Raw genomic sequence first — 14,079 nt, 5'->3', positions numbered from 1 at the left:
TAATAGAGGGAAAATAATCACATAGATAGGAGGAAACAAAATGGCAAAAGTGTTAATTACTAGTGATTTAGAAGAAAAGTATATTCATCAAATTGAAATACAAGGTCATGAAATAATAAACAAAAAGGTAGATGAAAACGAATTATTAGAATATGTAAAAGAAGTAGACTGTATGGTAGTAGGATACGATACACAAATTACTAAAAAAGTTATAGATGCAGCAGTTGCAGCAAAGAAACTTAAATTTATAGTTAGAGCTGGAGCGATTTTAGATAATATAGATATGGAATATGCAAAGTCCAAAAGATTAAGGGTTTATAGTACTCCTTCAGGAACTACAAATGCTGTTGCTGAAATGGTAATAGGTCAAATGATTACAATTTCAAGAAATATTCACATGACAAATATAAATATGCGTAAAGGTGAATGGGATAGGGAAAAATATTATGGTACAGAAATTTCCAGAAAAACCTTAGGCTTAATAGGTTTTGGAAGAATTTCCAGAGCAATAGCTGAAAAGGCTAAATCCCTTAGTATGAGGGTTATTTATTATGATAAATATTCAAAAACTGAATTATACGGATTTGAGCCAGTAACAATGGAAAAATTATTAAAGGAATCAGATTATATTTCCGTCCATATTCCTGGTGGGAAAGAGAATTATCATGTAATTAATAAGGAAACCTTTGATTTAATGAAGGATGGAGTTTATTTTATAAATTACTCTAATTGTGGAGTAGTTGATGACAAAGCTTTACTTGATGCTATTGATAGTGGAAAAGTAAAAGCAGCTGCTCTTGATGTATTTGAGGAAGAACCGGTTAAAGATGAAAGAATATTAAATAATCCTAAAATTTCCTTAACTCCTCATATTGGTTCTTTAACAGCAGAGGCTGATTTAAGAATTGGACAAGATGTAGTAAAATATGTAACTGAAAATTTATAGTATTTGAAATAAGCTATGGAAGAAACATAGCTTATTTTTTTATGGGTTTTATGTTAATATAAATAAAAATTATATTTTATCGTTCAATATAAAAATAAACTATATCTAGCAATATTAAAACAGTATAGTATAAAACATTCAAATTTTTAATCAATATGTTAATATAATATCTAAAGAAGATACTATTAAGAAATAATTTTTTAAATTAGTACTTTATATCAATGTTTTAGTCATTATGGTATAATACGTTAATATAATAAATTATTTTATGGGAGGAAATATGGAAAAGCCAATAGTTGTTAAATTTGGGGGAAGTAGTTTAGCTAATAGTGAACAATTTAAAAAGGTTAAGAATATAGTAGAAGGCGATAGTAGAAGAAGATTCGTTGTTCCTTCTGCTCCGGGGAAATCTTATCCTGATGATACTAAAGTAACGGATTTATTGTATATTTTAGAGGATTTATTTAAGTTGGAACAAGATTATTCAAAGGTTTTGGAAAATATTAAGACGGTTTATAACGGTATTGCAGAAGGTATTGGTTTGACTATAGATTTAGACCCATATTTTGATGAAATACTTAAAGAATTAGGAGATGGAGCTTCTAAAGAATTTATTGCTAGTCGTGGAGAATACTTAAATGGAATATTATTATCAAAATATTTAAATTATGACTTTATAGATCCAAAGGAAATTATATTTTTTGACACAAAGGGAAATTTTGATGCTGAAATGACCTATACAATAGGTGCAAAAAGACTAGATGGAGTTGAAAGAGCAGTAATTCCTGGTTTTTATGGGGCCTTACCAAATGGAAAGGTAAAAACCTTTAGTAGAGGTGGTTCAGACTTAACTGGTTCAATAATTTCTAGAATCGTAGGAGCATCACTATATGAAAACTGGACAGATGTTTCGGGATTTTTAATAGCAGATCCAAGAATTGTTCATAAACCAAAGGGAATTTCGAAAATTTCATATAAAGAGTTAAGGGAGTTGTCTTATATGGGAGCGTCAATATTACATGATGAAGCTATATTTCCAGTTACTTCAGAAGGAATACCTATTAACATAAAGAATACAAATGCTCCAGAAGATCCTGGTACACTAATTGTAGACGAGGAAAGCTTAGGAGAGGATTCAACCTGGATAACAGGAATAGCAGGAAGAAAGAATTTTACAGTTATTTATATTGAAAAAGTTAAATTAAATCAAGATAAGGGATTTCATAGAAAACTTATGTCAATTTTAGAATCATATGATATTTATTTAGAACATATGCCTTCTTCTATTGATTCCATTTCTTTAATTATAAATGATAATGTTGAAGAACCAATGGTTAAAGATATTATTCAAGATATAAAAATTATTTGCAAACCTGATTCAATAGGCTATACTAAAAATATTTCTTTAATTACTGTAGTTGGTCATGGTATGAAAAATACCTCCGGTACTTCTGCTACTTTATTTACAGGACTTGCTAAGGCAGATATAAATGTGAAACTTATAATTCAAGGTTCAAGTGAGGTAAATATTATAGTTGGAATATCAGATAGTGATTATGAAAATGCCATAAGGGCTGTTTATGATACTTTTATGAACGGTGACAAGGAATGGTAAAATGTACAGTTTATTAGCAATGATTCTTATATTTATAGTGGCAGTTACTTTAATTACAGTATTTGCTTCTGTAATTAGTCTTTTGTTTAAAATAGCAATAATAATTGTAGCTGCAGCTATAATCTACAGGATATACCTAAACTATAAAATGAATAAATAAAGGTCGAATTCTAAAGGAGTTCGACTTTTTTATTTAAGTATTTTTTAATAAAAAAATTATATTATATAATACATAGGGTAATTAATTATTTTTAAGTAATAAGTTCATAATATTTTAAAGAAATAAAAAAAATATTGATTTAATAAATAGAAATCTAAGAAAATATTAAGATTTATAAAAAGCTGTTTAAAAAGAGCTTTTAATTTGTATATGTAGGGAATAAGTGATAAAATAAACAATGAAAAAATATGAGGTGAAATATGGGATTTTTTGACAAATTATTTGGTGGCAACAATAAGGAAATAAAAAAAGTAGACCCTATTGTTGACAAAATTGAAGCATTAGATACGGAAATATCTAATTTAACAGATGAAGAATTAAAAAATAAAACACAGGAATTTAAAGATAGATTAAAAAATGGAGAAACTTTAGATGACTTATTGCCGGAAGCCTATGCAGTTGTAAGGGAAGCTTCTTGGAGAGTTTTGGGAATGAAACAATATAGAGTTCAGCTAATAGGTGGTGTGATTTTACATCAAGGTAGAATTGCTGAAATGAAAACAGGTGAAGGTAAAACTTTAGTTGCAACTTTACCTGCTTATTTAAATGCCCTTACAGGAGAAGGAGTTCATATAGTAACAGTAAATGATTACCTTGCAAAGCGTGATATGGAGTGGATGGGAAAAGTCCATCAATTTTTAGGGCTATCAGTTGGATGTATTACTTATGAACTGGATAATGAACAAAGGAAGGTAAACTATGCTTGTGATATAACCTATGGTACTAACAATCAATTTGGCTTTGATTACCTAAGGGACAACATGGTTATTTATAAGGAAGACCAGGTACAAAGGGGATTAAACTACGCTATTGTCGATGAGGTTGACTCTATCTTAGTCGATGAGGCAAGAACCCCTCTTATTATTTCCGGAAAAGGTGATGAATCTACAGATCTTTATGTTAGAGCAGACAGATTTGTAAGAACCTTACAAGGTAGAATTATTGACCCTAATGAAGAAAAACCAGATATCTTTGACAGGGAAATTAAAGAAGAAACCGTTGACTTTGTTGTAGACGAAAAGAAAAAGACAGCAAGTCTTACAGAAAAAGGTACAGCAAAGGCAGAAAAATATTTTGGCTTGGAAAACTTATCGGATCTTTCCAACATGGAAATAGCCCATCATATAAATCAAGCTTTAAAAGCTCATAATACTATGCATTTAGATATTGATTATGTTCTAAAAGATGGGGAGATTTTAATTGTAGACGAATTTACCGGCCGTATTATGCAAGGTAGAAGATACTCCGATGGACTACACCAAGCAATAGAGGCTAAGGAAGGTGTAACAGTACAGTCTGAATCAAAAACCCTTGCAACAATTACCTTCCAAAATTATTTTAGAATGTATAATAAAATTGCCGGTATGACAGGTACTGCCAAAACAGAAGAAGATGAATTTAGCGAAATCTACAATATGGATGTTGTTGAAATACCTACTAACAAACCTATTGCAAGAAAAGACTTTGAAGATAGAATTTATATAAATGAAAAAGCTAAATATGATGCAATTGTTAAAGAAATAAAGGAAATTCATGAAACAGGACAGCCTATTCTTGTAGGTACAGTTACAATAGAGGTTTCCGAGTTAATTTCTAAAATGCTTAAAAAAGAGAGAATTCCTCATGATGTATTAAATGCTAAACATCATGAAAGAGAGGCAGAAATTGTTGCTCAAGCAGGAACATATGGCAAAGTAACAATAGCAACAAATATGGCTGGTAGGGGTACAGATATTGTTTTAGGTGGTAACCCTGAATTTATGGCCAAACATGATATGAAAAAACAAGGTTATGCCGATTATATAATAGATAGTCTTGATAGTTTTATAGAAACAGACGATGAGGAAATTATGGCAGCAAGAGCTGTTTATAATAAGCTTCATGAAAAATATAAAATCCAAACAGATGAAAATGAAGAAAAGGTACTAGCAGCTGGTGGCTTGTATATACTTGGTACAGAAAGACATGAGTCAAGACGTATAGACAACCAGTTAAGAGGTCGTTCCGGTAGACAGGGAGACCCTGGTTCTTCAAGATTCTTTATTTCATTAGAAGATGATTTAATGAGACTTTTTGGTGGTGAAACAATTCAGAGATTTGCTGAAAAAGGTGATTTTCCTGAAGATGAACCAATAGAATTTAAGACTATATCAAAAGCTATAGAAAGAGCTCAGAAAAAAGTTGAAATTAATAACTTTGGTATACGTAAACACGTCCTACAATATGATGATGTTATGAATGTTCAAAGAAAAATCATCTATGGAGAAAGGGAAAGAGTTCTTCAAGGCGAGGACATGAAAGACTATATTCTTGAAATGATGAAAGATATTATCTCATCAGCAGTGGATAATTTTACTAATGGCTCAAATAGTCCACAAGAATGGGATATGGAAGGTTTAATGCTATATCTTAAGTCTGCATTTTTACCAGATGGCTTACTTCAATTCCCGGATTTAAATAAATACAATGAAGAAACTTTAAAAGAATATATTACCGAACAAGCATTAAAAGCTTATGACGAAAAAGAAAAGGAAATTGGCTCTGAAAAGTTCAGAGAAATTGAAAGAGTTATACTTTTAATGGTTGTAGATAGAAAATGGATGGATCATATTGATGCAATGGATCAATTAAGACAAGGTATAGGCCTTCGTTCCTATGGTCAACAAGATCCTGTTAGGGCATACAATGAAGAAGGCTTTGGTATGTTTGAAGAAATGAACAATTCAATAAAAGAGGACACATTAAAAGGCTTGTTTAATGTTAGACCTGTTGAAGAAGTTCGTAGAAAACAAGTAGCAAAAGAAACTAAATCCAGTGACCAACAAGTTACAGTTGTAAAGGGTAAAAAAATAGGAAGAAATGACCCTTGTCCATGTGGTAGTGGAAAGAAATACAAAAAATGTTGTGGTAGAAACGCATAAGGGGAAAAAATGGACTTATACGCAGTACACGAAGAAATATCTTATTTAGAAGAAACTTTAAAGGAGTTAGGTGATTCACTTTGACTTGCCTAAGCTTAAAGATGATATAAAAACCTTAGAAGAAAAAACAATGGAAGAAGGATTTTGGGACGATAGTAGTAAGGCCCAAAATCTTTTTGACGAGTTAAAGGTTAAAAAAGAAAAGGCAGAAAAATTTTATAAAATTCAAGAGGAATTAGAAGAAGTTGAAGTTCTTCTTGAAATGGTAAAAGAAGAAGACACAACAGCATATGATAAGGAAATTGAAAATACTTTGAAAAAAATAGAAAAAGTGTTGGAAGATTTTAAAATTGAAACTATGCTTAGTGGTGAATATGACAAAAATAATGCAATATTTTCAATTAATTCAGGAGCCGGTGGAACTGAAGCCCAGGACTGGACGGAAATGCTTTTAAGAATGTATACCAGGTGGATGGATGACCATGGTTTTTCCCATGAAATAACAGATTATAACCGTGATACAGAAGGTGGAATAAAATCTGTAACAATGGTTATTAAGGGCTATAATGCCTATGGTTATTTAAAATCTGAAAAGGGTGTTCACAGACTTGTTAGAATATCACCTTTTGATACCAATAAAAAAAGACATACTTCCTTTGCCAGTGTAGATGTTTATCCGGTAATTGAAGATACGGATAAAATCGAAATAGATCCACATGATTTAAGAATAGACACCTATAGGGCAAGTGGAGCCGGTGGGCAACATGTTAATACAACGGATTCAGCCGTTAGAATTACGCATATTCCAACAGGGGTAACAGTTCAGTGTCAGTCGGAAAGAAGCCAAATAAGCAATAGGGAAACTGCTATGTCAATGTTAAAAGCTAGGCTTATTGCAATAAAAGAAGAAGAAAATCGTGAAAAAATTGAAGATATACAGGGAAAATATAATAAAATTGCCTGGGGCTCTCAAATTCGTTCCTATGTTTTTAATCCCTATACATTAGTAAAAGATCACAGAACTAATTATGAAGTTGGGAATATAGAGCGGGTTATGGATGGAGACATTGACGATTTTATTAATGAATATTTAAAGCTTAATGCTATAAAGCAAAAAGATAAATAGGATGCAGCTTACTGCATCCTATAAATATATCTAGGATTATATTAGAAGAGAATTATTTAAAAGTATGAGGTGGACGTTTGAATATCAACTTAAAAATTGCAGAATTATTAAAAATAAAAGAAAAACAAGTAGAAGATACAATTAAATTAATTGATGAAGGAAATACCATTCCCTTTATTTCAAGATATAGAAAAGAAGTAACGGGGAACTTATCCGATACAGAACTTCGTCAATTAGAAGAACATCTTACATATTTAAGGTCTTTAGAGCAAAGAAAAGAAGATGTAATCCGTTTAATAGATGAGCAGGGGAAATTAACAGAAGAGCTAAAAACGGAAATCGAAAATGCTGAAAAAATACAGGAAGTTGAAGACCTTTATCTACCATATAAGCAAAAGAAAAGAACAAGGGCTACTATAGCAAAGGAAAAGGGACTAGAACCTTTAGCTGATTTAATTATGTCACTAGAAGCAAAAAATAATGATATTGAAGAAATGGCCCAGTCTTTAATAGATGAAGAAAAAGAAGTAAATACATTAGAAGAAGCCTTAAAAGGTGCAATGGATATAATAGCTGAAAGAATATCTGAAACAAAAGAATTTAGGGATATTGTAAGAAATGAAGCTCATAAAAATGGTGGACTAATATCGACAAAAGCACCGGATAAAGAAGATTCTACCTATGATATGTACTATGATTTTGCTGAAAGGATTAAACATTTAAAACCTCATAGAATATTGGCTATGTTTAGGGGAGAAAAAGAAGGTATTTTAAAATTAAAATACGATTTTAATGATGAAGAAAATATAGAAAACATATTATTTAAACTCTGTATGAATGAAGAGTATGTAGGTTATAAATATTTAGAAGAAGCTTTAAGAGATGGCTATAAAAGATTACTACTACCATCAATAGAAACAGAAATAAAAAATGAATTAAAGGAAATGGCAGACAAGGAATCAATAGAGGTTTTTGCCGGTAATTTAAAACCTTATTTAATGCAGCCTCCAATTAAAGATTCTGTAGTAATAGGACTTGACCCAGGCTATAGAACTGGGTGTAAGGTTGCAGTAATATCGGAACATGGCAAAGTTTTGGATTATTCTACAATATATCCTACAAAACCAAAAGAGGATATTAAAGGAGCCAAAAAAGTATTAACTGAATTTATTAATAAATACAAGGTAAATTTAATAGCAATTGGAAATGGAACAGCTTCCAGGGAAACAGAAAGTGTCGTAGCTAGTTTAATAGAGGAATTAGGAAAGAAAGATCTTTTCTATACAATTGTCAATGAGGCAGGAGCATCAATTTACTCAGCGTCTAAACTTGGAGATGAGGAGTTTCCTGACCTAGATGTAACAATAAGAGGAGCAATTTCCATAGCAAGAAGAATACAGGACCCATTGGCAGAACTTGTAAAAATTGAACCTCAACATATAGGAGTTGGACAATACCAACATGATGTTAATCAAAAAGAGTTAAAGCAAACATTAGGTAATGTAGTAGAGGACTGTGTAAACTCTGTAGGAGTAAATGTTAACACTGCATCACCTGCATTATTAAACTATGTTTCCGGTATAAGTAAATCCGTTGCAAAAAACATTGTAGCCTACAAGGAAGAAAATGGTCCATTTAAAAATAGGGCAGAATTAAATAAAGTAAAGGGACTAGGACCAAAGGCCTTTGTTCAATGTGCAGGATTTTTAAGAATACCAGAATCTGAAAATATATTGGATAATACAGGAGTTCATCCGGAAAGTTACGAAATAGCAGAAAAACTATTAGGTCAGGATTTGAAAAAAATTCAAATTAGTAGGGTTTCTAAAGAATTGGAAGTTGGAGTCCCAACCTTAGTTGATATAGTAAAGGAATTAAAAAAACCAGGACGTGACCCAAGGGATGAAATGCCAAAACCAATACTTCGTTCCGATGTACTTTCAATAGATGACTTAGAAGAAGGTATGATATTAAAAGGAACAGTAAGAAATGTCGTTGACTTTGGTGCCTTTGTCGATATAGGAATAAAAAATGACGGTCTTGTTCATATATCTGAAATGTCTGAAAAATTTATAAAACATCCTAAGGATTTAGTAAAGGTTTCAGATATAGTAGAAGTTAAAATAATAGGAATAGACAAGGATAAGGGAAAAGTTGCCCTTAGTATGAAATTGTAATTAAATTTAAGTGTGAAAGGAATTACGAATCTATAAGGAAAGTTAGTTTTAAAATAAATAAATTTTTAAGAATATTCAATAAAAAAGCTGTTGAAAACTAAGGAAATTAGTTTCAACAGCTTTTAATTAGTTTATTTTAACATAGCTGAAATCATCCAAATATTTTTATCATATCCTGAAATATGATCTTCTAGTGCACTTACTAAAATAAAATCGCCTTTCTCATCGGCTTCTTGTCTTATTTCTACAGCTAAATCTCTAAGAGTATTAATATCGTCAAGAAGTATATTTAAAACCTCATCTTTTTTATAATCCTTAGATTCTATTTCTTTAATAGTAGAATTTTCTAAATAATCCTTAACAGAAGCTAAAGGAAATTCCTTTCTCATTTTAATAAGTTCAGCAATTTCATCGAATTTTTCAAATAGGTCATTATAAAACTCTTCAGTGAAATTATGAATATTAATAAAGCCATTTCCGGCTATATTCCAGTGCAAATTGTGAACCTTTGTTATTTCGATATTTAAATTTGATAAATAAACATTTAATTTTTTCATTTTGTCCTCCTAAAAATTTTTATTCAACTTCCTACAAAACATATATACCCAGGTGGAATGTTTTAAACACAAATATGTAATTATTACAAATCGAAGCCTAATTAATATTAAATTATTGTAATAATTTAAATATGATATTTAGTAAAACTTTATTATTAATTTAATATGTTATACTTGGTATAAATAGCCTAATTGCTAAAGGAGTTAGAAATGAAATATTTTGTTTCTATTTTTGGTGTAATTTATATTGTTGTTTTAGTTAGTTTATTATGGGTTTCTAAAAAAAGAAAAGACATTTATTTGAAAGTAAAAACCTTAACAAGTTCTTTATTTGTTTTTAACTGTTTCATGTCTTTTTATTTTAGTGGTAGAAAATATACTGGAATATTTCTGCTTCTTATTTTAGGTCTTGTTTTTTGCCTAATTGGCGATGTTTTTTTAGGACTTAACAAAAATAGAGTTTTAATTAATATAAGATATTTTAAGGCTGGTGTTATAGGTTTTTCAGTAGCACATATTCTATTTTGTATTATTTTTTATTCACTTATAGGATTTTTTTGGTTTGATTTTTTTCTTCCTATTATTCTAGTTTCTATAGCTTTAATTTGTGAAAAAAGAAACTTAGTAAGGTTGAAAAAACTAAGAAAAATTGTGAATATATATGCTGTAATTATAGGTCTTATGGCTACAAAAGCCATGGAAGTAGTTTTATTGGGAAATTTAATTAAGATACATGGAATCTTGCTTATTGTAGGAACTGGTTTGTTTTTATTTTCAGATATAGTTTTGTTTTTTGTTTACTTTGGAACTAAGAAAAAATCTTACTTAAGTTTAGTTAATTTATTTACATATTATATGGGATGTTTTTTTCTAGGACTTACAGCATATTATTTATAAATAGAAAATATTTGTTGATTTTAAGGGTATATCAATAGATAGAAAATAAATTTTGATTTTCATTATGGTATTATAATATTTAAGTGGATAATAAAAAGCTTATAATAGGCTGATTGAATTTAAAATAATATATTAACTATAAAAAAGGAGGTAAAATTATAGCTAAGTTTTATTTATATTTGTACATAATATATTGTTTTAGTAAAGATTTAGAAAGGGGAAAATATGAAGAAAATATGTTATATGATTTTGTTAATAACAGTATTTTGTTTAGTGGGATCTAATAGTGTTCTAGCTGAATCAAATGAAGATTTGTTATTAAATAAAAAGGTTGAATATTCAGGTGTTGAAGGAGGCAAAGTTTCTTCTGGTGATTGGAAATATCCACAATTTGTAGGAGAAAGTGCAGTTGATGGTAATGATGAGACTAGATGGTCTGCTGATAAACAGGATGTTCAATGGTTAATAGTAGACATGGGGGAAGAAAATATTATTTCTGAAATCGTTTTAAATTTCCATGCAGAAAGTCCTGATTATGAAGTTTTAGTTTCAAGTGATGGAGTAGAGTATAAATCAGTATTAAGAGAAACAAAAGGATCGTCTGGTGGACAAGTAATTAAACGTATAAATCTAGATAATTTATCATGTAGATATATTAAATATAAACAAAAAAGTATGTGGAAACATACGAATGGTCAATACTATGGTTCAAGTATCATTTCATTTGAGGCTTATCAGTATTCTAGAATACCAGAGAATGTTGTTTTTGAAAAAGATAATATAGTAATTAGTAAGAATAGAAAAGCTTCTTTAGAATATAAAATTATTCCTGAAAATTTAAACATATCTGAAGATCAATTAATATGGGAAACGAGTGATAAAAATATTGTAGAAGTTGAAAAGGGGATAATTTATGCAAAAAATGAAGGTGAGGCAAATATATCTTTATCAATAAAAAATACTAATTTAAAAGCAGTTATAAAGATTGAGGTTGTTCTTGCTAAAGAAGAATATGAATTAATGAGAAATAGATGGAAAATACGATTAATTGGCAAGGATTTAGATAGTTCAGATATTGATATAAAAAAATATAAAGAACAAATATCAAATGAAAGTGAAGGACTGTGGAAAAGTTTAAATAAAAATGAAAATAGACAATATTTATGGGAAAAAATTGTTTCAGATACAACTTCAGCGGATTATACAACTCAATTTAACAATATAAAAAAATTAACTTTAGGTTATTATGAACCAGACAGTGTTATTTATAATAATCCTGAAGTAAAAGCAGAAATTTTAAAAGCTATTGATTTTATGATTGAGACAAAAAAATATAACGGAACATATTGGACAGGAAATTGGTGGGATTGGCAAATAGGATCTGCTCAACCATTAGTTGATACATTAATATTATTGCATGATGATATATTAAAAGATAATCCTGATATGTTAGAGAAATTTGTAACTCCAATTAAAAAATATGCCTATAATCCTAATAAACAATGGCCAAAATATAATGCAACAGGAGCTAATTTAACAGATATATCAATATCAGTATTGGGCTCTGGAATTTTACTAGAAGAAGATGAGAGAGTTGAAATGGTTAAAGAAAGCGTTCCTAAAGTTCTTAATCTAGTAACAAAAGGTGATGGACTGTATTTAGATGGTTCTTTAATACAACACACATTTTTCCCGTATAATGGAAGTTATGGTAATGAATTATTAAAGGGAGTAGGTAGAATCCAATCTATAATAGTTGGAACCCAATGGGAAATAAAAGATAATAAGATATCTAATCTATTCAATGTCGTGGACAAAGGATATTTACAATTAATGCCTAGTGGTAGAATGCCAGCTATGGTATCAGGTCGTAGTATATCTAGAGCACCTTTAAAAAATCCATTTACCACAGAATTAGAAACTGGGAAAGAAACAATAGCAAATTTGTTATTAATTTCAAAGTTTGCACCGGAGGAATTAAAAGATAAAATATATTCACATGTTAAACAGTGGGTAATTGATACAAGTGAATATTATAATTTTTATGAAAATCCAAGAGATTTTGATGCACTATTAGATTTGAAAAATATTGTAAATGATAATAACATAAAGTCTAGAGAGGATAAAAATATCTTAAATATATATGCATCAATGGATAGGGTATTTCAAAAAACTAAAAATTATGCAGCAGGTATAGCGATGTATTCAAATAGAATTGCTAATTATGAATATGGAAATACTGAAAATAAAAGAGGATGGCATACAGCTGATGGAATGTTATATCTCTATAATGAAGATTACTCTCAATTTGATGAAGGATATTGGACAACGATAGATTCTTATAGGTTACCTGGTACAACAATAGATGTTAAAGAATTGCCAAATGGTCACAAATCATCGGTAAAAAGTCCACAAAGTTGGGTTGGAGGTGCTACCAATGGAAAAATTGGGTCTATTGGTATGTTCTTAGATAAAACAAAAGAAGAAATGATTTTAAGGGCAAAAAAATCCTGGTTTTTACTTGAAGATCAAATAATTAATTTAGGATCAGAGATTAATGGTACAAGTAGTAGTGGAATAGAAACAATTTTAGAAAATAGACAAGTTGATTTAGATAAATTAGACTTAGTAATTAATGGAGAAAATTTAATAGAAACAAGCAAGAATATAGATTGTGGGTGGATCAATCTTAAAAATGAAAACGTTAAAAATAATATAGGATATATAATTCCTAATTCTAGTGAAAATATATCTATATATAAAGATACAAGAACAGGAAAGTATAAAGATATAAATGAATATTTCTTAAATGATAAATTATATACTCATGATTATTTAACAATAACTAAAAAACATGGTTTAGAAGTTGTAAATGATTCATATGAATATGTAATAATTCCAGGGAAAACAGATAAAGAAATCGAAAACTATTACAAAAACCCTATTTATGAAGTAATAAGTAATGATGGAGATGTACAAGCAATTAGAACTAATGATTTATTAATGGCCAATGTTTGGAATGTTAATGAGAAAATAGATTATATAACAGCCAAGACTCCAATGTCTTTTATAGTTGAAAATGAAGGAAATAATAAAGTAAAAATTATAATATCAAACCCTAGTCAAAATAATCAAGAAGTTTCCATGGAAATTGATATGGATATAGAAAAAGTCATAAGTAAAGATGAAAATATAAGGCTTGAAGATAATTTAATTACATTAGATAGTACAGGATTATTAGGAGCATCAAGAGAAATAGTTATTCAAATTAAATCAACCGTAGATAAAACTAAACTAGAAAATAAAGTCAAAGAAGTTGAAAAAATTGACACTAGTAAATACACAGCAGAAACTGTTAAAGCTTTAAATGATGCTCTAGCAGAAGCTAAAGAAGTACTTGCAAAAGACAGTGCAACTCAAAAAGAAGTTGACGATGCATTAGCTAAACTGGAAAAAGCTCAAGCAGATCTAAAAGAAAAAACTGTGGATAAAACTAAACTAGAAAATAAAGTCAAAGAAGCTGAAAAAATTGACACTAGTAAATACACAGCAGAAACTGTTAAAGCTTTAAATGATGCTCTAGCAGAAGCTAAAGAAGTACTTGCAAAAGACAGTGCAAC

The 14,079-nt window shown here is 29.4% G+C and carries 9 protein-coding genes; 8 read left to right on the top strand and 1 reads right to left on the bottom strand.

The features are described from left to right. Positions 1-40: 40 nt before the first annotated feature. The 6 genes from WAO56_RS08610 (at position 41) to WAO56_RS08585 (ending at position 9,005) form a co-directional block, all read left to right on the top strand. Positions 41-946 carry an NAD(P)-dependent oxidoreductase gene (locus WAO56_RS08610; RefSeq protein WP_422143934.1) on the top strand — a complete coding sequence of 302 codons (906 nt, stop codon included), beginning with the start codon at positions 41-43 and terminating at the stop codon, positions 944-946. Positions 947-1,226: 280 nt separating this feature from the next. Continuing rightward, a complete protein-coding gene (locus tag WAO56_RS08605; RefSeq protein WP_422143935.1) occupies positions 1,227-2,561 on the top strand; it encodes an aspartate kinase in 1,335 nt (444 codons plus the stop codon). 1 nt (position 2,562) lies between these two features. After that, positions 2,563-2,721: a hypothetical protein gene (locus tag WAO56_RS08600; RefSeq protein WP_422143936.1), complete on the top strand. Its 159-nt coding sequence runs from the start codon at positions 2,563-2,565 to the stop codon at positions 2,719-2,721. A 260-nt stretch (positions 2,722-2,981) separates the two neighbouring features. Then, a complete protein-coding gene (gene secA / locus WAO56_RS08595) occupies positions 2,982-5,702 on the top strand; it encodes a preprotein translocase subunit SecA (RefSeq protein WP_422143937.1) in 2,721 nt (906 codons plus the stop codon). Positions 5,703-5,711: 9 nt separating this feature from the next. Next, positions 5,712-6,828, top strand: a protein-coding gene (gene prfB / locus WAO56_RS08590) for a peptide chain release factor 2 (protein WP_422143938.1) whose coding sequence is annotated in 2 segments (ribosomal slippage) — positions 5,712-5,783 and positions 5,785-6,828 — 1,116 coding nt in all. Because the reading frame shifts where the segments join, the coding sequence is not laid out codon by codon here. 77 nt (positions 6,829-6,905) lie between these two features. Next, a complete protein-coding gene (locus WAO56_RS08585; protein WP_422143939.1) occupies positions 6,906-9,005 on the top strand; it encodes a Tex family protein in 2,100 nt (699 codons plus the stop codon). Positions 9,006-9,136: 131 nt separating this feature from the next. Here WAO56_RS08585 and WAO56_RS08580 read toward each other — a convergent pair whose 3' ends face one another. Beyond that, entirely contained in the window at positions 9,137-9,562 is a 426-nt protein-coding gene (locus WAO56_RS08580) for a Dps family protein (RefSeq protein ID WP_422143940.1), read from the bottom strand. Between the two features lie 210 nt (positions 9,563-9,772). On the opposite strand from WAO56_RS08580, the gene WAO56_RS08575 reads away from it, so the two are divergent. After that, positions 9,773-10,459 (top strand): lysoplasmalogenase family protein, encoded by a 687-nt coding sequence (locus WAO56_RS08575; protein ID WP_422143941.1) that lies wholly within the window; start codon positions 9,773-9,775, stop codon positions 10,457-10,459. Positions 10,460-10,684: 225 nt separating this feature from the next. Continuing rightward, the coding region (locus WAO56_RS08570; RefSeq protein WP_422146326.1) for a polysaccharide lyase family 8 super-sandwich domain-containing protein at positions 10,685-14,079 on the top strand (3,395 nt) is incomplete at its 3' end.

Source organism: Miniphocaeibacter sp. (assembly GCF_049276255.1).
In the GTDB taxonomy this organism is placed as follows: Bacteria; Bacillota; Clostridia; order Tissierellales; family Peptoniphilaceae; genus Miniphocaeibacter.
Note: the sequence above shows the minus strand (reverse complement) of the source record. Positions and strands in the feature narration are given on the sequence as shown.